Genomic DNA, 19,940 nt, shown 5'->3' on the forward strand with positions numbered 1-19,940 from the left:
GGCGGGATGGATGCCACGGCTTCTGGCATCCATCCCGCTTCTCGCGTCCGGGCGCGGGACGCCGTCACTCGTCCAGGACGGCCAGGACGTTGCCGGCGGGATCGCGGAACCACGCGATCAACGGGCCGCCCTCGCGCATGATGCCGCGGGAGTCGGTGGGGAAGTCCGCGTCGTCGTAGATCTTCGTCTCGACACCGCGTGAGCGGAGGTCGTCGACGGCGGCCTCGACGTCGGAGACGGGGAAGTTCAGCACCGTGAACGTCGCCGGCACGTGGTGCGGTTTGCCGTACACGAGCACGCTCCCCCCGGAGGCCAGATGGAGGCGGAGGAAGCCGGATCCCTCGAGCACCTCCACGCGGATGCCGAGCGTGTCGGCGTAGAAGCGGTGGGCGGCGTCGAGGTCGTCGACGGCGAACCCGGAGAACGCCCCGTCGGAGTGGAACATGGTCGTGCCCTTTCTCTAGTTCGGCCTCACGTAGGCCGTGACGCTCTCGGACAGTCGGATCGGCGTGCCCGCGACGGTGTCGTCGGCCGGGTCGCCGATGGCGACGGAGAGGTTCTCGTCCACCCCGAACACCGCGGCGCCGGGCTCCCCGCCGCTGGCGCACCCCGCCGACCACGGCCGGTTGTCGGTGGAGGTGAAGACCGCGATGCACCGGCCGTCGCCGTCGTCGGGGACGGCGAGGTAGATGCGGAAGTCGCGGATGGTGGCGATGTAGCGGATGCTCGCCGGGTCGATGCCGCTGTCCGACAGGATGTCGGCGGAGATGACGTCCTCGGAGGTCTGGACGAAAGCGAGCTCGGGGAGGAGTGGTGCCGACGAGTCGGCCGGGGTGGGAACGTGGGCCAGCGCGAAGCCGATCGCGCCGCCCAGTCCGATGAGGACCACGGCGCCGAGGGCCGTGAGCACCCGGCGGGCGACGGGGCGGGTGGGAGCGCGGGGAACGGCGGGGTCGTCCGGGGGCTGCGCGTCGTCGGCGGGCGTCTCGGGGTCGGGGTCGGGCACGGCCGGAGCGGCACCGGCACGCGCGCGATCCTCGAGGGCGGCGAGCCGCGCGATCTCGGCCTCGGTGGGCGCACTCCCGCGTCCGCCGTACACGCGCTCGCGCAGGTGGACCAGCTCGACGTCGACGTCGCTCATGCCACGACTCTAGGCGCGTCGCACGCGCTCAGCGCCGGGTCGTGACGCGCCACCGCGGCGGCCGTGCCTCCGCGATCCGCGCCGGGTCAGCGGCATCCACGGAAATCGGCTGACGTTGCGCGGATCGCGGAGCTTGCGCACGCCGCCCCCGCGGCCGCCGCCTCACTCGACGACGTACGCCGTGACCGACTCCGACAGCCGCACGGGGGCGCCGCGGATCGACATGCGGGACGTGTCGCCGAGGCCGATGCTCAGGTGCTGGTCGATGCCGAAGACCGCGCCGTCGTCGAAGGGTCCTCCGGTCGTGCATCCCGCCGACCACGGCTGGTCATTCACCGCGATGAGCGTCACGACGCACACCCCTTCGCCGCGCTCGGCCTGAGCGAGGAACACCCGGAACCCGCGCATGACGGCGATGTACCGGGTCGTGGCGGGATCGATTCCGCTGTCGTCGATGATGCTCGCCGAGATGACGTCGTCCTCGGTCTGCGGGAACGCCAGCTCGGGATACCGCGTCGACGGCGACGGCGAGGGAGTGACGGACGCGCCGACGAAGGCGGGCGAGGCCACGCCCGCGGCGTATCCCGCCCCCAGCAGCACTCCCGCCGCCGTGACCGCGGCGATGACCGCGAGGGCGCGGTGGCGGGGAGGCACGGCATCCACGGGGGTGTGCTCGACGGCGTCGGACGGATCGGCGGCGGCCGGCGCGGTGACGGCCGGTGCGGTGACGGCCGGCGCGGTGACGGCCGGTGCGCCGCCGGGCGCGGGCGTCGGCGCACGACTCGCGCGGGCACCCTCCTCGAGGACGGCGAGGCGCGCGATCTCCGCCGGTGTCGCCGGAGTCGCGGTGTCGCCGTACACGCGCTCGCGCAGATGGTTCAGCTCGACGTCATCGTCGCTCATGCCCCGACTCTAGAACCGCCCGGGGGGCGGGTGGGGCGGTCGTCAGCGAGCCGTGGCCCCCAGGGCGTCGGCGGCCCCCACGAGGGCGAGGTGCGAGAGCGCCTGCGGAGTGTTGCCGGCCTGCCGCCCGCCGCGCGGGTCGTACTCCTCGGACAACAGGCCGACGTCGTTGGCGACCGCGGTCAGCCGCCGCATCAGTGCGACGGCATCGTCGCGGCGACCCGTGCGCGCGTACTGGCCGACGAGCCAGAACGAGCACGCGAGGAACGGGTGCTCGTCTCCCGCGAGTCCGTCGACGCCCGTCGTGCGGTACCGCAGGAGCCACCCGTCGGGCATGAGCGTCTGCTCCATCCGCTCGACCGTCGCGAGCATGCGCGGGTCGTCGTAGGCGCAGAACCCGACCTGGGGCAGGATCAGCAGCGATGCGTCGACCTCGTCGGTGTCGGCGTGCTGCGTGAACCAGCCACCGGCGTGCACGCCGTGCGCGTCGATATCGGCCCGTACGCGGTCGCGCAGCTGCCGCCACGTGTCGACCTCGCCGTCGAGACCGTTCTCTTCGACGGCCCGGATGCCGCGATCGAACGCCGCCCACACCATCGCACGGGAGTGGGTGAAGAAGTGCGGGTCTCCGCGCATCTCCCAGATGCCGTTGTCGGGACGGTCGACCCACTGCACGAGCTGGTCGAGCAGCGCACGCTGCAACGCCCACGAGAACGTGGTCTCCGCCACACCCGCGGTGCGCGCGGCGTCGAGCGCGACCATGACCTCGCCGATCACGTCGGCCTGGTACTGATCCACCGCCCCGTTGCCGATGCGGACCGGCCGCGCCCCGTCGTACCCGGGGAGGCTCGTGATCTCGCGCTCGGGGAGGTCGCGCTCCCCCGCGATGCCGTACATGATCTGCACGTCGGCGGGGTCTCCGGCGATCGCGCGCAGCAGCCACGTGCGCCAGCGGTGCGCGGCGTCGAGGTAGCCGTGGTCGATGTACGCGACGAGGGTCAGCGCCGCGTCGCGGAGCCACACGTACCGGTAGTCCCAGTTGCGTTCGCCGCCGAAGGCCTCGGGGAGCGACGTGGTGGCCGCGGCGACGATGCCGCCCGTCTCGGCGTGCGTCAGCGCCCGGAGGACCAGGAGCGAACGCGTGACGAGGTCCGCGTGCTCGCCGGCCGCCTGCACGCGTTCCGCCCACGAGGCCCACCATTCGATGGTGCGTTTCAGGGTGGCATCCACGTCGATCGGGGCGGGCGGCTCCTGCCACGACGGCCCCCACGACAGCACCGAGTCGACGCTCTCGCCCGCGACGGTGGTCCACAGGGCGCGGTGCGCGGTGTCGACCGCGATCAGGCGCGGACCGCGGAGCACCACGGCATCCGGGCCCGCCACCGCGAGGATCGCGTGCTCGCGACCGGTACCGATCTGCCGCACCCACGGCACCGCACGGGCGTAGTCGAACCGGAAGCGCACCTCGCTGACGAAGTCGACTTCGCCCGAGATCCCAACGACGCGACGCACCACGGCCTCGACGCCCTCGTCGATGGGCATCGCATCGTGCACTTCGGCGACCCCGGTCGGCGTCTCCCAGCGCGTGACCAGCACGAACGTGTCGGCGTCGTAGTGGCGGGTGACCGTGGCATCCGGATCGCTCGGACGCAACGACCACGCCCCGTGCGACTCGTCGCCCAGCAGCGCTCCGAACATCGATCCGCTGTCGTAGCGGGGCAAGCAGAGCCAGTCGATGCTTCCCCAGCGGGACACCAGGGCGGCGGATCGGCAGTTGCTGAGGACGGCGTAGTCCTCGATCGCGGTGCTCACCCTCGTGATTGTGGCAGGGGATGCCGACATCGTGGCCGTGCATCTCGCTAGTGGCATCCGTGGGCCGGCTGCAAGCGACCCGTCGGTGTCGGACCGGGGCGCTACGGTGGCCCCATGCCGGCGGACACCACCCTCATCATCCTGGGCGCTTCGGGCGACCTCACCTCGCGTCTCCTGCTCCCCGCCCTCGGGCAGCTGCTCACGCGCGAGCCGAACCGCTCGGTGCGGCTGCACGGCGCGGGCATGGAGGACTGGACCGACGAGAAGTGGCGCGACACCGTGCGCGCCTCGTTCGCGACGATGGGCGCCGAGGAGGCCTTCGACAAGGTCGCCGAGACCGCCTACAGCCAGGCCGACATCACGAAGGCGTCCGATCTGCAGGAGCTCCTGGATGCCGCCGAGGGGCGGCCGGCGCTGTACTTCGCCGTCCCGCCGGCCGTCGCCGAGAAGGCGTGCGTGGCCCTGGCCGACGTGACCATCCCCGAGGGCACGATCCTCGCGCTCGAGAAGCCGTTCGGCACCGACGAGGCCAGCGCCCACGCGCTCAACCAGCAGGTCGCGAAGCTCGTCCCCGAGAACCAGGTGTTCCGCATCGACCACTTCCTCGGCCGGTCGACGGTGCTCAACCTCCTCGGCGTCCGCTTCGCCAACCGGCTCATCGAGAGCGTGTGGTCGGCCGACGACATCGCCGCGATCACGGTCGACTTCCCCGAGAAGCTCGGGCTCGAGGGCCGCGCGGGGTACTACGACCACGCCGGCGCCCTCGTCGACATGATCCAAAGCCATCTGCTGCAGGTCATGGCGTTCGTGACGATGGAGCCGCCGTCCTCCCTCGACCAGCTCGACCTCCGGGATGCCACCTCCGCGGTGCTGCGCGCGACCCACGTGTGGGGCGACGACCCTGTGAAGAGCTCGCGCCGCGCCCGGTACACCGAGGGCACGATCGGCGACCGCCACTTCACGTCCTACGCCGACGAGCCCGGCGTCGACCCCGCGCGGCAGACCGAGACCCTCGCCGAGATGACGGTCGAGGTGCGCACCGCCCGCTGGCAGGGCGTGCCGATCGTGCTGCGGTCGGGCAAGGCCCTGGGCCCGGATGCCGGAGACCCGGCGGTGACCGTCACCTTCCAGCCCGTGCGGCACCTGCCCGACGGGTTCGTCGGCGAGAGCGACCCTTCCGTGCTCACGTTCTCGCTCGGCCCCGACACGATGAGTCTCGGCCTGAACGTCAACGGCGCCGACGACCCGCTCGAGCTCGAACGCGTGACCCTCGCGGCCGACCTCGGCGAGGGCGGCCTGAAGGCGTACGGCGAGGTGCTCTCCGGCATCCTGGACGGCGACGCCATGCTCGCCGTGCGCGGCGACGCCGCCGAGCAGTGCTGGCGCATCGTGCAGCCGGTCATCGACGCGTGGCGCGCCGGTCAGGTGCCGCTCGACGAGTACCCGGCGGGCACGGCCGGCCCGGCGTCCTGGGGGCTGTGACTTTCTCCGTCACACGGGAACATCCGGCGGCTCGACCGCGTTCCATGGATCGGGTCGACGGAGCCCCGGCATCGTTCTCACCCCCGAGGAGTACCCCCATGTCCCACGTTCTCGACCGCACCGCGCAGACCGACGTCCCGATCCTCGACGTCCTGGCCGAGCGCTGGAGCACCCGCGTCTTCGACGCCGACGCCCCCATCGACGAGGAGGCGCTGCGCGCCGCCCTCGAGGCCGCCCGCTGGTCGCCCTCGGCCAACAACACCCAGCCGTGGCGCTTCCTGCTCGCCCGTCGCGGGACCGAAGCGCACGCGAAGGTCGTCGAGTCGCTCGTCGGGTTCAACCAGGGCTGGGCGCCGTCCGCCGGCGCACTGCTCGTCGTCCTGGCCGAGACCGTCGACGACGAGGGCAACGCCCGCCCGTGGGCCGTCTACGACGCCGGCCAGTCCGCCGCGTTCTTCACGGTCGAGGCTCACGCCCGCGGCCTCGCCACCCACACCATGGGCGGCTTCTCCCCCGACGACCTGCGCGCCGCGTTCGACATCGACGCCCGCTTCACGCCCGTGACCGTGATCGCCGTCGGCGCCTTCGGAGACCCGGATGCCGCCGACGAGGCCGTCCGCGCCCGTGAGTCCGCGCCCCGCACGCGCCGTCCCCTCGCCGAGTCGCTGCTGCTCGACGCCTGACGCCCCGCCGGTCCCCGAGTCGCTGCTGCTCGACGCCTGACGCCCCGCCGGTCCCCGGCATCCCTCCGCCCCCGTACCCGCACTCGCGGTACGGGGGCGGAGGCGTCTGCGGCGGGTCCCGGGGGAGCCACATCACGTGATCTGGGCGAAGCCACCCGCCGTGGCGCGCACACGCCGGGTCACCTCGGCGACATCACGTGATCTGGCGCCCCGACACCTCGGGAAGCAACCGCCGCACCGCGAACGGGGTCACCACCCCGTGGAACAGGATGCTGAGCACCACCGTGAACACCATGGTCGACAGCACGACGTCGCCCGTGTCCTCGGGGAGGCGGTTGTACGCGAGAAGCCCGAACACGATGGTCGCCGTCCCGCGCGGACCGACGAACCCGATCAGCGCCCGGTCGCGCCACGAGATCGGCGAGCGCAGCAGGGCGATGCCGACCGGGATCGCCCGCAGCACCGTGACGGCGAGCGCCGCGAAGATCACCACGCGCAGATCGACGCCGTCGAGGATCACGACCGTGAGCACCGCCCCCATGACGAACCAGATGATGTTGGCCGCGAGGGTCCCCGCCTCCTCGACGAGGAGCGTCTCGGCATGGGGGACGTTGCGCCCCTCGAGGTCCTTCGCGCGCGTGAGTCGATAGACGATGCCCGCCACGAACGCGGCGACGAAGCCGTTCGCGGCGATGTCGCTGAGGGTTGCGATCCCGTAGGCGAGCAGCGGCGTCAGGAGCATGACGTACCGGATGCCACTGGCATCCGCCCATCTCCGCGCGACGGTCCAGCGGGCGAGGATGCCGATCGCACCACCGACGGCCCCGCCGATCACGATCGCCGCGATCGTGGCGGGGGCCGCACCGAAGAAGGCGTCGAACATGTCCTCGAGGTTCTTCACGAGCTCGGGCTGCGCGTCGAGGTCGGCTCCCGACTCGGCGGCGGCGAGGAGCGCGGGGAGCGCGACGGCCGCCGCGAGGAACACGCCGAAGATCGGCGACACGACGCCGTCGTTGTAGCCGCTCTCGACGGTGAGGATCCGCCGGACGCGCTCGGGGATGCGCGGTGAGCGCAGCAGCATCGCCGCGGGGGCGAAGTCGGTGGGCATCACGACGCACGCGATCACCACGAGGACGAGCACGTTCACATCGGGCAGCAGCGCGAACCCCGCGAGCACGGCGAGGATCAACGCAAGCGGCAGGGCGATCAGCACGAGCCGCGCGAGCGCACGCCCCACCCCGCCGAACACGCCACCGCGGACGTCGCACGCGTCGACGAAGAGCAGCACCGCCAACACGAGTTCGACCACGCGCTCGGCCTCCGACCCCGCCAGAGCCGACGAGAAGCCGTCCGGGTCGGCGAAGACCAGCACCGCCCCGGCCAGCGCGAGGAACGCGGGGCCCAGCGCACCGATCCGTTCGAATCGGTGCGCGACCAGCGACCACAGCAGGATGACGGCGATGCCGACGAGGAAGAAGACGGGCACCGGATGCCGCGTCTCAGCGCTCGACGAGCACGCCGTCGGCGTCGGCCCAGACGTGCCGGCCGGGGGTGAAGACGACGCCCGCGATCGTCACGGGCACGTCGATCTCGCCGACGCCGTCCTTCGCGCTCTTGCGCGGATTCGAACCGAGCGCCTTCACGCCGAGGGGCAGCCCGGCCAGGGCGGTGCGGTCGCGGATCGCGCCGTTCACGATGATCCCCGCCCAGCCGTTCTCAACGGCGGACGCGGCGATGAGGTCGCCGACCAGCGCCGACTCGAGCGAACCGCCGCCGTCGATCACCAGCACCGAACCCTCGCCCGGCGTGGCCAGGACCTGCTTGACCAGGGCGTTGTCGCGGTGGCATCGCACCGTGCGGATCGGGCCCGCGAAAGCGACGCGGCCGCCGAGGTCGAGCAGCTGCAGCGCGAGCGAGTCGAGGTCTTCACCGCGCTCGTCGTAGAGGTCGGCCGTCGCGATCGTCATGCGGCCAGGGTAGCGGCGGGCGGGGGTCCGGGGCGCCGCGGCATCCCACGCGGCGCCCGCTCCCGGCATCCCACCCCACGCGCCACCGGCTCCCGGCCTCCACCCCACGCGGTGCCGGCTCCCGGCATCCACCCCACGCATAAACGCGATCCACGACGAGAAACACGGGGAGAGCGCGTTTCTACGCGTGGATCGCGTTTATTCCGGAGCCGGGGGCCCGAGCCGGGCGCCAGAGCCGGAGCCGGAGCCAGAGCCGAAGCCGAAGCCGAAGCCGAAGCCGAAGCCGAAGCCGAAGCCAGGGTCCCGGCACCCGGCACCCGGGACCCGGGACCGGCACTACCGGGTTACTCGATGATCTCGGCCTCGATCACGTCGTCGTCGTCGGCCACGGGTTCGGCGGCGGGGCCGGCGCTCGAGAGCACCAGCGACTCGCCGTCGCTCGCGACGTCGACCTTCACCACGTCGCCGTCGTGCACCCCGCCCGCGAGGATCGCCATCGCGAGGCGGTCCTGCACCTCGGACTGGATCAGGCGGCGGAGCGGACGTGCGCCGTACACCGGGTCGTATCCGCGCTCGGCGAGCCACGACCGGGCGTCGGGCGTGACCGCGAGCGTCAGGCGACGTTCGCGGAGACGCTTGTGCAGCGCGTCGACCGCGAGCTCGACGATCTGGGCGAGGTCGTCCTCGGTGAGCGCCTGGAAGATGACGATGTCATCGAGGCGGTTCACGAACTCGGGCTTGAACGCCTGCCGCACGAGGGCCTGCACCTGCTCGCGCTTGGTCTCGATCGACAGCGTCGGGTCGATGAGGATCGGCGAGCCGAGGTTCGACGTCAGGATCAGGATGACGTTGGTGAAATCGACCGTGCGGCCCTGACCGTCGGTCAGCCGACCGTCGTCCATCACCTGCAGCAGGATGTCGAACACCTCGGGGTGCGCCTTCTCGACCTCGTCGAGCAGCACGACGCTGTACGGGCGCCGACGCACGGCCTCGGTAAGCTGACCGCCCTGCTCGTAGCCGATGTACCCCGGAGGGGCACCGACGAGCCGCGCGACGGAGTGCTTCTCGCCGTACTCCGACATGTCGATGCGCACCATGGCGTGCTCGTCGTCGAACAGGAAGTCGGCGAGCGCCTTCGCGAGCTCGGTCTTGCCGACACCCGTGGGGCCGAGGAACAGGAAGGAGCCGACCGGGCGGTTCGGGTCGCTGATGCCGGCGCGCGAGCGCCGCACCGCGTCGGACACCGCCTTCACGGCATCCTTCTGTCCGATCAGGCGCTTGCCGAGCTCGCGCTCGAGGTGGAGCAGCTTCTCGGTCTCGCCCTGCAGGAGACGACCGACGGGGATGCCGGTCCACGCCGCGATGACCGCCGCGATGTCTTCGTCGGTGACCTGCTCGTTGACCATGCGGTCGCCCGCGGGCTCCTCGCGCTCCGCGGTCATCAGCTCGCGCTCGAGCGCCGGGATGTCGGCGTACAGCAGGCGCGACGCGCGCTCCAGGTTGCCCTCGCGCTGCGCGCGCTCGGCATCCACGCGGGCGGCGTCGAGACGCGTCTTCAGGTCGCCGACGCGGTTGAGCGACGCGCGCTCGCGCTCCCAGCGGGCCTGCAGCTCGTCGAGCTTCGCCTGCTCGGCCGCGAGGGTCTCGCGGAGGGTCGCCAGGCGCTCCTTCGAGGCGGCGTCCTTCTCTTTCTTCAGCGCGAGCTCTTCGAGCTTGAGGCGGTCGACGTGTCGACGCAGTTCGTCGATCTCGAGCGGGGCCGAGTCGATCTCCATGCGCAGGCGCGACGCGGCTTCGTCGATGAGGTCGATGGCCTTGTCGGGCAGCTGCCGCGACGGGATGTAGCGGTTGGACAGGGATGCCGCGGCCACCAGCGCCGCGTCGGCGATGGCGACCTTGTGGTGCGCCTCGTAGCGCTCCTTGAGGCCGCGGAGGATCGCGATCGTGTCTTCGACGCTGGGCTCGCCGACGTACACCTGCTGGAAGCGGCGTTCGAGGGCGGCATCCTTCTCGATGAACTCGCGGTACTCGTCGAGGGTGGTCGCACCGATCAGGCGCAGTTCTCCGCGGGCGAGCATGGGCTTGAGCATGTTGGATGCCGCGACGGACCCCTCGCCGCCGCCCGCACCCATGAGCACGTGCAGCTCGTCGATGAAGGTGATGATGCGGCCGTCGGATTCGGTGATCTCTTTGAGGACGCTCTTCAGGCGCTCCTCGAACTGGCCGCGGTACATCGCGCCGGCGACGAGCGCCGAGATGTCGAGGGCGACGAGCTCCTTGTTCTTGAGGCTCTCGGCGACGTCGCCCGCGACGATGCGCTGAGCGAGCCCCTCGACGACGGCGGTCTTGCCGACGCCGGGTTCGCCGATGAGGACGGGGTTGTTCTTCGTGCGGCGCGTCAGCACCTGGCTGACCCGGCGGATCTCGCTGTCGCGCCCGATGACGGGGTCGAGCTTGCCCTGCCGGGCCCGGTCGGTGAGGTTGATGCCGAACTGCTCGAGGGCGCTCCGCGCGTCCTCCTGTCCGGGCTGTTGTGTGGCGTTCATGGTGTCTCCTGGAAATCTTTCGCAAACTTGAGTTGCGTTGACTCAAGTTTAGCAGTGGCCGGTCGGAAGGGCAATGGATGCCGAGACACCCCCCACCGCTGCGGCATCGGCGGGTCTATGGTGAGCGCGTGAGCACAGGTACGGCCATCGCGCCCCGCCCCGACATCCCGTGGAACCCGCCGCCCTCGTCGACCGAGCGCCGCGCTCAGGGTCGCGAGATGCGGAAGCGATTGCCGCGGCGCGATCTCGCACGCCTCACCGTCGAGGGCCGCGATCCGCTCGGCATCCTGGATGCGCAGAATGCGACGCGCATCCCCGAACTCGTGCCGTTGCGCATCGAGCGGATGTCGGCGAACCCGTTCGCCTTCTACCGCGGCTCCGCGGCCGTCATGGCCGCCGACCTCGCGCGCGACCCGTCCACCCCGTTCCACGTCGCCTCGTGCGGCGACGCCCACGTGGCGAACTTCGGCTTCTACGCCTCACCGCAGCGCACCCTCGTCTTCGACCTCAACGACTTCGACGAAGCGGCCTGGGCGCCGTGGGAATGGGACCTCAAGAGGCTCCTCACCAGCGTCGTCCTCGCCGGCGCGGAGACCGGACGCGACGAGTCCGTCGTCCGGGATGCCGTCGAGGCGACGATCGGCTCCTACATCCGCGCGATCCGCGCACTGGCCCAGCGCGACCCGATCGAGCGCTACTTCGAGCACTTCGGGCCGCGCGACGTCCTCGACTCGCTGGACCGCGCCTCCCGTGCCGTGCTGAAGAACGCCATGGCCGACGCGGAACGTCGGACCGGCGCCCGCGCCGTCCGCCGCCTCACCACCGACGTGGGGGCGGGACGCCTCGCGTTCGTGCACCAGCCGCCGCTCATGGCCCCCGTCGACGCGGAGCTCGCCGCGCGCGTCCTCGCCGTCGACGGCGCCTACCGGACGTCGGCGAACGTCGACGTGCGCCTGACCCTCGAGCAGTACAGCATCACCGACGTCGCGCGTCGCGTGGTGGGCGTGGGCAGCGTCGGAACCCGCTGCTACCTCCTGCTCCTGCAGGACGGGGACGCTCACGCCTTCGTCCTCCAGGGGAAACAGGCCGGCGCCAGCGTGCTGCAGCAGTTCGGCGGCATCCGTCAGCCGGAATCACTGGTCGCGCTCATCGCGTCCGACGGGGAGGGGGCGCGGGTCGTGTCGCTGCAGCGCGTCCTCCAGGGCGTGTCCGACCCGTTCCTCGGGCACGTCCGGGGCGCCGAGGCCGACTACTACGTGCGCCAGTTCCACGACATGAAGGGCGGCATCGAGATGGTGGAGCTCGCCGACCAGCCGTTCCGCCGATACGCCCAGGCGTGCGGGGTCACCCTGGCGCGCGCACACGCGCAGTCTCCGGATGCCGCCGCCGTGGCGGGCTACGTCGGCTCCGGTCGCGCGGTGACCGAGGCACTGGCATCCTGGGCGTTCGCGTACGCCGACGTGTCGCGCGCGGACCACGCCGCCTTCGTCGCCGCGCACGCCTGAGGCGGGGACGGCCCGGCGAGGTCAGGCCGGCACGGCCTCCCGCGGGGGCGCGACCACGTCGTCGGAGCACGAGAAGCGGGCGCGGTACGCGGTGGGGGTGAGCCCCATCGTGCGGGCGAAGTTCTGCCGCAGCACCGCCGCCGAGCCGAAGCCGCACTCCGACGCGATGCGGTCGAGGCCGAGGTCGGTCTCCTCGAGGAGCCGCTGGGCGTGCAGCAGCCGCTGCCGCGCCAGCCACGCGGCCGGCGTCGCACCGAAGTCGGCCTTGAAGCGGCGCGCGAACGTCCGCGGCGACATGTGCGCGCGGGCCGCGAGCCGCTCGACCGACAGGTCGGCGTGCAGGTTCTGCATCATCCACTCGGTGACGGGGGCGAGCGACAGCGACGTGTCGACGGGGATCGGGGCCGCGATGAACTGCGCCTGCCCGCCGTCGCGCTGCGGCGCGACGACCATCCGCCGGGCGATGCGGTTGGCGAGTTCGGCTCCCAGTTCCTGCCGGAGCAGGTGCAGGCATGCGTCGAGCCCCGCCGCGGTACCGGCGCTCGTGATGATGTTGCCCGACTGGACGTACAGCACGTCGGGGTCGACCTCGATCTCGGGATACATGCGGGCCATCGTGTGGGCGTAGCGCCAGTGGGTTGTGGCGCGACGCCCGTCGAGGACGCCCGCGGCGGCGAGGACGAACGAGCCGCTGCACACGCTCAGCAGCCACGCGTCGCGGGCGTCGGCACGGCGCACGAGGTCGATCACGCGTTCGTCGACGTCCTCCCACTGCGCGCGGGGGATCGGGGCCAGGACGAGGATGTCGACGTCGTCGGCGGCGTCGAGACCGTGCTCGACGTTGATGGAGAACCCGATGTTCGACGGGACCACGCCCGGGTCGGGGCTCACGATGCGGAAGTCGAAGTTCGGGATGCCGTCATCGCTCCGGTCGAGTCCGAACGCCTCGCACGCGAGGCCGAACTCGAACGGGGCGAAGCCGGGCTGGACGACGACGGCGACGGAACGCATGGATCCTCCGGGTGGCAGAAATACATCGAACGTCGTCCATCATGCCACTCGCAGGCATGATTCGTACAGACGTAGTTTCTCTGCCATGGCATACTTCATCGCTTTCGGCCTCCTCGCCCTGATCGGGATCGGCGCCTCCGTCTGGCTGATCCGCACCGACGGCTACCGCCGCGTCCCCACCGACCCCCGCCGCCTCCCCGGCGGCAGCGAGCTCCGCGCACCGCGCGACGACGCCGCATCGCCCGCCGCGTCCGCCTCAGCGGCGTCCGCCGCAGCTGCGACCGGGGCCGCCGCACCCGAGGCCGCCGACGCGTCGCGGCGCGCGACCCCCGGCCGCGTCCAGCGCGCTCAGCGCGGCGCGACGGCCCGGGCGTAGACCTCGACCATCGCCGCCGTGCGCGACGACTGCCGGAACCGCTCCCCGATCGTCGGATCCACCGCGACCGGGGAGCCCGCGGCGATGTCGGCCGCCGCGCGGCGCAGAGTCTCGGCGAGCGCCGCGACCGTGGCATCCGCGACGCTCCAGACGCCCCCGCCGAGCTCCGCGGCGATGTCGGGGTCGCTGACGACGGCGGGAGTCCCGAGCGATGCGGCCTCGAACACCGTCATGCCCTGCGTCTCGAAGCCGATCGAGGTCTGCACGACGGCGTCCGCCGCGGCGAGACGCGCGAGCGTCCGGGCGTACGGCATCCTCCCCGCGAAATGGATGGATGCCACCGGGCGCGTGCGCTCCACGAGGCGACGGGCCGCGCGCAGCTGCGCTCCCCCGCCGATGACCTCGACCTCGGCGTCGATGCCCGCTGCCGCCACGGCCTCGAGGAAGGGCAGGAGCCGCTTCTCCGGGCTCATGCGACCGATCCACACGAACCTCGGGCGGCCGGGGCGCCGCTCGGCGGATCCCGCCGCGAGCGCGGCATCCAGGATGTCGTCGTCGATGCCGTTCCAGACGACGTCGACGCGGGCGGTGTCGTCGGCGCCTCGGACGGTGTCGCCGGGGACCGCGCCGTGCGCCTCGAGCCGCCGCGCGAAGTGCGCCGACGGCGCCGTGACCGCGGCCGACAGCCGTGCGAGACGGCGCAGGTAGGCCCAGCCGTCGGGCTCGTGCCGGGCGTCCCGGCCGCGCAGCGCGGGCCGAAGCGCCCGGCGCGCCCACGCGTTGAGCACCCGCATCACGAGCCCCGGGAACGGGGCGGTCGCCTCGATGCCGACGTCGACGCGGTTGTGCATCGTGTGCACGACCGGGAGCCCCTGCCGTGCGGCGTACCGGTGGCCGATGAACGCGCCCCAGAAATCCGCCTGCACGTGCACGACGTCGACGGGCGCGCGGCCGGCCAGCGCGGCATCCACGAGACGATCCGTCCGGCGACCCGGCCACGAGAGCGCGTACTCGCGGTCGAGGGTGACCGGGATCGACGGGAGGTCGACGTACGCGGCGTCGGTGGGGGCCGGGCGATGCATCCGAGGCGCGACGATCGTCACGGTGTGGCCGGCGCGCTCGAGGAACCGCCGCTGCAACCGCATCGACACCTGCGCACCGCCCAGCGACTCCACGTGCTGGTCGGCGAACATCACCACGTGCACGGGGTCACTCCGGGATCGGCCGTCCGTGGTAGAGCGCCTCGAACGTGTCGAGCGTGCGGCCGATGTCGTGCACCCGCACCCCGTCGAGCGACGCCTGCTGCATGCGGCGACGCTCGTCGGGCTCGGCGGTCAGCACGTCGGTGAGGCGCGCGGCGAGCTCGTCGGCGTCACCCGGCTCGAAGAGGTAGCCGTTCTCGCCGTCGTGCACGAGGTGCGGGAGGGCGACGGCGTTGGCCGCAACGATCGGCAGACCGGATGCCATCGCCTCCATCGTCGCGATCGACTGGAGTTCGGCGATCGAGGCGATCGCGAACACGCTCGCCCGCGTGTACAGGGAGCGGAGGTCTTCCTCGGACGCGTGTCCGTGGAACGTCACGCGATCGGCGACGCCGAGCTGGGCGGCGAGCTGCTCGAGGTTGCGGCGCTGGTCACCGCCGCCGACGACGTCGAACGTGGCGTTCAGGGCCGGGTCGAGTTGCGCGAGCGCGTGCAGGACGACGTCGATGCCCTTCTCGCTCGTCAGGCGTCCGACGAAGAGGATGCGGTTCGCGTCGCGCGGCTCGAGGTCGGCGGTGTAGTTCGACCGGTCGATGCCGCAAGAGACCGGGATGACGCCGTGGATGTCGATCGTCGACTCGAGGAAGTCCGCCGCACGGCGCGTGGGAGTGGTCACCGCGCGGGTGAGGGCGAACGTGCGCTTCGCGTCGGCCCAGGCGAGCTTGACGAAGATGCGGTCGAGGAAGTCGGGCAGCGTCGTGAAGTCGAGGATGTTCTCGGCCATCACGTGGTTGGTGGCGATGAGCGGGATGCCGCGCTTCTTGGCTTCGCGCGCGAGGCCGCGCCCGATGATGATGTGCGACTGGATGTGCACCACGTCGGGCTTCACGTCGTCGAGCACCCGTCGGGCGTAGTGCTTCGCCCGCCACGGCAGGACGAACGTCAGCCAGTCGTGCGGCAGGAAGCGCCACGACGGAAGACGGTGCATGGTCATCGGTTCGCCCTCGATGACCTCGGTGAACACACCGGTGTTGCGGTGCCCGTCGCTCGGCGCCATGACGTGGACGTCGTGTCCGCGCGCCACGAGACCGGCGGCGAGCCGCTCGGCGAAGCGCGCCGCGCCGTTGACGTGCGGGAGGAAGGTGTCGGCGCCGATCAGGACCCTGAGCGGGCGGTCGGGCGAGGGTGAGGGGGCGGGCGTCGCAGGAGTGGTCACGGGTGGTGAGGCCTATCTGTGCGGCGGAACGGGTCGCACGGTGCGGTGCATGCGCGTCACAACTGTACCCGAGCGGTTTTGGAGGACCCCGGATGCCGCCCGCGCGCGGGGCCCGTCGGCTGTCCACACGCTCCCGTTCCGCGCTCCTTTCGTTTGGGGCGGGTTCCTCCGTTTGGGGCGCGGGAATCTCGCCCCAAACGGCAGAACGCGCCCCAAACGCTGCGGGCGGCGTCAGCCGCGCGCGGCGCTCGGGTCGAGCACGGGCGCGCCGTCGTCGGCCGCGCTCTCGAACTGCGACTGGTAGAGGCGCCAGTAAGCGCCGTGCGCGGAGATCAGTTCGTCGTGCGATCCCTGCTCGACGATGTCGCCGTGCTCCATCACGAGGATGAGGTCGGCGTCGCGGATGGTCGACAGGCGGTGCGCGATGACGAACGATGTGCGCCCCTCCCGGAGGGCCGCCATCGCCTGCTGCAGCAGCAGCTCCGTTCGCGTGTCGACCGACGACGTCGCCTCGTCGAGGATCAGCACGGACGGCCGCGCGACGAACGCGCGCGCGATCGTGATGAGCTGCTTCTCGCCGGCGGAGACGTTCGCGGCATCCTCGTCGAGGACCGTGTCGTACCCCTCGGGCAGGGAGTGGACGAACTGGTCGACGCGCGTCGCGACGGCGGCCTCGACGATCTCTTCGTCGGTGGCCGACTCGCGTCCGTACCGGATGTTGTCGCGGATCGTGCCGGCGAACAGCCACGGGTCCTGCAGCACCATGCCGGTGCGCGAACGCACGTCGTCGCGGCGGAGGTCGGCGATGTCCTGCCCGTCGAGGAGGATGCGGCCTCCGTCGAGCTCGTAGAACCGCATGATGAGGTTGACGAGCGTGGTCTTGCCCGCGCCGGTCGGCCCGACGATCGCCACCGTCTGGCCGGGCTCGACGCGGAACGACAGGTCGCGGATGAGCGGCCGGTCGGGCGTGTACGAGAACCGCACCGACTGGAACTCGATGACACCGCGGCCCTCGACATGGGCCGGGGCGTCGTCGGCATCCGGGTCCTGCTCTTCGGCGTCGAGGAGCGCGAACACGCGCTCGGCCGAAGCGGTGCCCGACTGCACGACGGCGGCCATGCCGCCCAGCTGCGACAGCGGCTGGGTGAACTGCTGCGAGTACTGGATGAAGGCCTGCACGTCGCCGAGGCGGATCTGTCCGCCGGCGACCATCAGGCCGCCCAGCACCGCGATGCCCACGTAGGTGAGGTTCCCGACGAACATCATGCCGGGCATGATCATGCCGGAGAGGAACTGCGCCTTGAAGCTCGCCTCGAACAGCTCGTCGTTCTCGACCTCGAACTTCTCGCGCGCGTCCTTCTCGCGGCCGTACACCTTCACGAGCGCGTGGCCCGAGAACGACTCCTCGATGCGGGCGTTCAGGCGGCCGACCTTCTTCCACTGCTCGCCGAAGGCCTTCTGCGACTGGGGTCCGATGACGCCGAAGATCACCGCCATGAGCGGCAGCGAGACGAGGGCGACGAGGGCCAGCTGCCACGAGATGCTGAACATCATGATGAGCACGCCGACCACCGTCAGCACCGAGGTGAGGGCGCTAGAGAGCGATTGCTGCATCGTCTGCGTGATGTTGTCGATGTCGTTGGTCACGCGCGAGATGAGCTCGCCGCGCTGCACCTTGTCGAAGTACGACAGCGGCAGGCGGTTGATCTTGGCCTCGACGTCTTCGCGCAGGCGCCACATGGTGCGCACCATGATCACGTTGATGACGTAGCCCTGGATCCAGGACAGCAGCGACGAGCCGACGTAGATCGCGAGGACGGTGACGATGACGACGCGCAGCGCGTCGAAGTCGACCCCGGCCCCGACCTGGAAGTTGTCCATGGCGGAGACGATGTTGGCGACGTCGCCCTGCCCGGCGGAGCGGAGCGCGTCGACGACGGTGTCCTTCGGGGTGCCCTCGGGGAAGCCCTGGGCCAGGGACTTCGAGACGACGCCCTCGAAGATGATGTTCGTGGCGTTGCCCAGGACGCGCGGGGCGAGCACCGCGAGCACCACGCCGATCGCCCCGAGGAACGAGACGAAGGCGAAGGCCCACGCGTAGGGCCGCAGCAGACCGATGAGACGGCGGAAGCTCGGGCCGAAGGCCGCGGCCTTGCCCGGTGCGACGCTGTTCCAGTCGCCGGAACCCTGGCGGGCCTGCTCGGCGAGTTCGAGCTCGGCGCGTTCTTCCTCGGTGAGGGCGTCGGGCGTGCTCATGCTTCCACCCCCAGCTGCGATTCGACGATCTCGCGGTACGTGGCACTGGTCTGGAGCAGCTCGTCGTGGCTGCCGAGCCCGACCATCCGCCCGTCTTCGAGCACCACGATGCGGTCGGCTCCGGTGATCGTCGAGACGCGCTGCGCCACGACGATCTTCGTCACGTCCGGCAGTTCCTCCCACAGGGCTCTGCGCAATCGCGCGTCGGTGGTGAGGTCGAGGGCCGAGAAGGAGTCGTCGAAGACCAGGATGCGCGGGCGGTGCACGATCGCGCGGGCGATGGCCAGGCGCTGGCGCTGCCCGCCGGACACGTTCGTGCCGCCCTGGGCGATGCGGGCTTCGAGGCCGCCCTCCATCTCTTGAACGAAGTCGCGGCCCTGCGCGATCTCGAGCGCGCGCCACAACTCGTCATCGGTCGCCTCTTCTCGACCGAATCGCAGGTTCGAGGCGACCGTGCCGCTGAAGAGGAACGGACGCTGCGGCACGAGCCCGATGCCGCGCCACAGCTCGTCGAGGTCGGCCTCCCGCACGTCGACGCCGCCGACGCGCACGGCGCCGTCGGTTACGTCGAACAGGCGCGGGATGAGCGAGACGAGCGTCGTCTTCCCCGCTCCCGTCGATCCGACGATCGCGACGGTCTCGCCGGGAGCCGCGGTGAAGCTGATGCCCGAGACGACCGGCGCCTCGGCCCCCGGGTACGCGAACGCCACGTCGTCGAAGACGACCTCTCCCGGAGCGGGGAAGGCTGCGACGGGGTTCTCGGGACGACGGAGGGTGGAGTCGCTGTCGAGCACCTCGGTGATGCGCTCGGCCGAGACCGCGGCGCGCGGGATCATCACCGTCATGAAGCTGGCCATGAGCACGCCGCCGAGGATCTGGGCGACGTACTGGATGAAGGCGAAGAGCGTGCCGATCTCGACCCCGCCGGCGTCGACCTGGATGCCGCCGAACCAGATGACCCCGACCACGGTGACGTTCAGCAAGAGCATCGCGAGCGGGAACAGCAGGACGAAGAGCGAGCCGACCTTGCGACCCACGACGAGGATGTCGGTGTTCGCGCCGCGGAAGCGCTCTTCTTCGATGCGCTCGCGCACGAAAGCGCGGACCACGCGCACACCGGTGAGCTGCTCGCGCATGATGCGGTTCACCGCGTCGAGCTTGGTCTGGTAGCTCCGGAAGAGCGGCACCATCCGCGCGATGATCAGCGCGACCAGGACCAGCAGCACCGGCACCGCGACGCCGATCAGCCAGCTGAGGCCCACGTCTTGCTGCAGGGCCATGATGATGCCGCCGATCGCGAGGAGCGGGGCGCTGACGAGCATCGTCGCGCCCATCATCGCGAGCATCTGCACCTGCTGCACGTCGTTCGTGTTGCGCGTGATGAGCGACCCGGCACCGAACTGCGAGAGCTCCCGCTCCGAGAATCCGCTCACGCACTCGAAGACGTCGCGACGGATGTCGCGCCCGGCGGCCATCGCCGCACGCGCGGCGAAGTACGTGGCGATGACGGATGCCGTGATCTGCCCGAGCGAGATGACGAGCATGATCGCGCCGCGCGACCAGATGTATCCGGTGTCGCCCTGGGCGACGCCGAGGTTGATGATGTCGGCGTTCAGGCGGGGCAGGTACAGCGTCGCGACGGCGGACGCGGCCTGGAACGCCAGGATGGCGACGAGGAGCCAGCGGTATCTCGAGAGATACCGAATGAGGAGCTTTCCGAGCACGACGTTCTCCGGGAGTCCGATCGGGGCGGCACGACCACCGCGGATCAAGAGTGGCACGAACCTCCGACATCGCGGGAGCGCTTCCGCCGTCGGCGTACGACGACCCCGGCATCGTG

16 protein-coding genes are annotated in these 19,940 nt (G+C 71.3%); 4 read left to right on the forward strand and 12 right to left on the reverse strand.

The window, feature by feature from the left end:
* Positions 1–64 precede the first annotated feature (64 nt).
* From P8R59_RS04685 to P8R59_RS04700, 4 genes are all read right to left on the reverse strand, one after another.
* On the reverse strand, positions 65–445 hold the full coding sequence (locus P8R59_RS04685) for a VOC family protein (RefSeq protein ID WP_077051267.1): 381 nt from the start codon (positions 443–445) through the stop codon (positions 65–67).
* A gap of 15 nt (positions 446–460) precedes the next feature.
* Positions 461–1,141: a hypothetical protein gene (locus P8R59_RS04690; protein ID WP_278102955.1), complete on the reverse strand. Its 681-nt coding sequence runs from the start codon at positions 1,139–1,141 to the stop codon at positions 461–463.
* A 162-nt stretch (positions 1,142–1,303) separates the two neighbouring features.
* Positions 1,304–2,044, reverse strand: coding sequence for a hypothetical protein (locus tag P8R59_RS04695; RefSeq protein ID WP_278102956.1), 741 nt, complete (start codon positions 2,042–2,044; stop codon positions 1,304–1,306).
* Positions 2,045–2,086: 42 nt separating this feature from the next.
* Positions 2,087–3,886, reverse strand: coding sequence for a glycoside hydrolase family 15 protein (locus P8R59_RS04700; RefSeq protein WP_431606879.1), 1,800 nt, complete (start codon positions 3,884–3,886; stop codon positions 2,087–2,089).
* Positions 3,887–3,970: 84 nt separating this feature from the next.
* Between P8R59_RS04700 and P8R59_RS04705 the strand changes: the two genes are divergently transcribed.
* Together P8R59_RS04705 and P8R59_RS04710 are read left to right on the forward strand one after the other, a co-directional pair.
* Positions 3,971–5,338, forward strand: coding sequence for a glucose-6-phosphate dehydrogenase (locus P8R59_RS04705; protein ID WP_278102958.1), 1,368 nt, complete (start codon positions 3,971–3,973; stop codon positions 5,336–5,338).
* 98 nt (positions 5,339–5,436) lie between these two features.
* Positions 5,437–6,021 carry a nitroreductase family protein gene (locus P8R59_RS04710; protein ID WP_077051263.1) on the forward strand — a complete coding sequence of 195 codons (585 nt, stop codon included), beginning with the start codon at positions 5,437–5,439 and terminating at the stop codon, positions 6,019–6,021.
* Positions 6,022–6,214: 193 nt separating this feature from the next.
* Here P8R59_RS04710 and P8R59_RS04715 read toward each other — a convergent pair whose 3' ends face one another.
* The 3 genes from P8R59_RS04715 to P8R59_RS04725 all read right to left on the reverse strand — a co-directional run bounded on the left by P8R59_RS04715 (position 6,215) and on the right by P8R59_RS04725 (position 10,534).
* Entirely contained in the window at positions 6,215–7,507 is a 1,293-nt protein-coding gene (locus tag P8R59_RS04715) for a cation:proton antiporter (protein WP_278102959.1), read from the reverse strand.
* A gap of 13 nt (positions 7,508–7,520) precedes the next feature.
* Positions 7,521–7,988: a ribonuclease E activity regulator RraA gene (gene rraA / locus P8R59_RS04720; protein WP_077051261.1), complete on the reverse strand. Its 468-nt coding sequence runs from the start codon at positions 7,986–7,988 to the stop codon at positions 7,521–7,523.
* A 344-nt stretch (positions 7,989–8,332) separates the two neighbouring features.
* On the reverse strand, positions 8,333–10,534 hold the full coding sequence (locus tag P8R59_RS04725; protein WP_278102961.1) for an ATP-dependent Clp protease ATP-binding subunit: 2,202 nt from the start codon (positions 10,532–10,534) through the stop codon (positions 8,333–8,335).
* A 128-nt stretch (positions 10,535–10,662) separates the two neighbouring features.
* Between P8R59_RS04725 and P8R59_RS04730 the strand changes: the two genes are divergently transcribed.
* The gene (locus P8R59_RS04730; RefSeq protein ID WP_278102962.1) at positions 10,663–12,039 is read left to right on the forward strand and encodes a DUF2252 domain-containing protein; all 1,377 of its coding nucleotides are present in this window, start codon (positions 10,663–10,665) and stop codon (positions 12,037–12,039) included.
* Positions 12,040–12,060: 21 nt separating this feature from the next.
* On the opposite strand, the gene P8R59_RS04735 is transcribed toward P8R59_RS04730, so the two are convergent.
* A complete protein-coding gene (locus tag P8R59_RS04735; RefSeq protein ID WP_278102963.1) occupies positions 12,061–13,050 on the reverse strand; it encodes a GlxA family transcriptional regulator in 990 nt (329 codons plus the stop codon).
* A gap of 85 nt (positions 13,051–13,135) precedes the next feature.
* Here P8R59_RS04735 and P8R59_RS04740 point away from each other — a divergent pair, with 85 nt between their 5' ends.
* Positions 13,136–13,426 carry a hypothetical protein gene (locus P8R59_RS04740; RefSeq protein WP_278102964.1) on the forward strand — a complete coding sequence of 97 codons (291 nt, stop codon included), beginning with the start codon at positions 13,136–13,138 and terminating at the stop codon, positions 13,424–13,426.
* Here the strand turns inward: P8R59_RS04740 and P8R59_RS04745 are convergent.
* The 4 genes from P8R59_RS04745 to P8R59_RS04760 all read right to left on the reverse strand — a co-directional run bounded on the left by P8R59_RS04745 (position 13,399) and on the right by P8R59_RS04760 (position 19,824).
* Positions 13,399–14,631, reverse strand: coding sequence for a glycosyltransferase family 4 protein (locus tag P8R59_RS04745; RefSeq protein WP_278102965.1), 1,233 nt, complete (start codon positions 14,629–14,631; stop codon positions 13,399–13,401). The two genes, P8R59_RS04740 and P8R59_RS04745, sit on opposite strands and share 28 nt — an antisense overlap.
* Before the next feature lie 4 nt (positions 14,632–14,635).
* Positions 14,636–15,844 carry a glycosyltransferase gene (locus tag P8R59_RS04750; protein WP_278102966.1) on the reverse strand — a complete coding sequence of 403 codons (1,209 nt, stop codon included), beginning with the start codon at positions 15,842–15,844 and terminating at the stop codon, positions 14,636–14,638.
* Positions 15,845–16,075: 231 nt separating this feature from the next.
* On the reverse strand, positions 16,076–18,100 hold the full coding sequence (locus P8R59_RS04755; RefSeq protein ID WP_278102967.1) for an ABC transporter ATP-binding protein: 2,025 nt from the start codon (positions 18,098–18,100) through the stop codon (positions 16,076–16,078).
* Positions 18,097–19,824: an ABC transporter ATP-binding protein gene (locus P8R59_RS04760; protein ID WP_278103790.1), complete on the reverse strand. Its 1,728-nt coding sequence runs from the start codon at positions 19,822–19,824 to the stop codon at positions 18,097–18,099. The genes P8R59_RS04755 and P8R59_RS04760 overlap by 4 nt, the downstream gene beginning before the upstream one ends.
* Positions 19,825–19,940: the final 116 nt, after the last annotated feature.

The sequence above is a fragment of the Microbacterium proteolyticum genome, assembly GCF_029639405.1.
Classification (GTDB): Bacteria; Actinomycetota; Actinomycetes; order Actinomycetales; family Microbacteriaceae; genus Microbacterium.

Bases quoted from the DNA above. Each gene is read 5' to 3' on its own strand.
- P8R59_RS04685 (WP_077051267.1), bottom strand. From the start codon at position 445: ATGTTCCACTCCGACGGGGCGTTCTCCGGGTTCGCCGTCGACGACCTC.
- P8R59_RS04690 (WP_278102955.1), bottom strand. From the start codon at position 1,141: ATGAGCGACGTCGACGTCGAGCTGGTCCACCTGCGCGAGCGCGTGTAC.
- P8R59_RS04695 (WP_278102956.1), bottom strand. From the start codon at position 2,044: ATGAGCGACGATGACGTCGAGCTGAACCATCTGCGCGAGCGCGTGTAC.
- P8R59_RS04700 (WP_431606879.1), bottom strand. From the start codon at position 3,886: ATGTCGGCATCCCCTGCCACAATCACGAGGGTGAGCACCGCGATCGAG.
- P8R59_RS04705 (WP_278102958.1), top strand. From the start codon at position 3,971: ATGCCGGCGGACACCACCCTCATCATCCTGGGCGCTTCGGGCGACCTC.
- P8R59_RS04710 (WP_077051263.1), top strand. From the start codon at position 5,437: ATGTCCCACGTTCTCGACCGCACCGCGCAGACCGACGTCCCGATCCTC.
- rraA (WP_077051261.1), bottom strand. From the start codon at position 7,988: ATGACGATCGCGACGGCCGACCTCTACGACGAGCGCGGTGAAGACCTC.
- P8R59_RS04725 (WP_278102961.1), bottom strand. From the start codon at position 10,534: ATGAACGCCACACAACAGCCCGGACAGGAGGACGCGCGGAGCGCCCTC.
- P8R59_RS04735 (WP_278102963.1), bottom strand. From the start codon at position 13,050: ATGCGTTCCGTCGCCGTCGTCGTCCAGCCCGGCTTCGCCCCGTTCGAG.
- P8R59_RS04740 (WP_278102964.1), top strand. From the start codon at position 13,136: ATGGCATACTTCATCGCTTTCGGCCTCCTCGCCCTGATCGGGATCGGC.
- P8R59_RS04755 (WP_278102967.1), bottom strand. From the start codon at position 18,100: ATGAGCACGCCCGACGCCCTCACCGAGGAAGAACGCGCCGAGCTCGAA.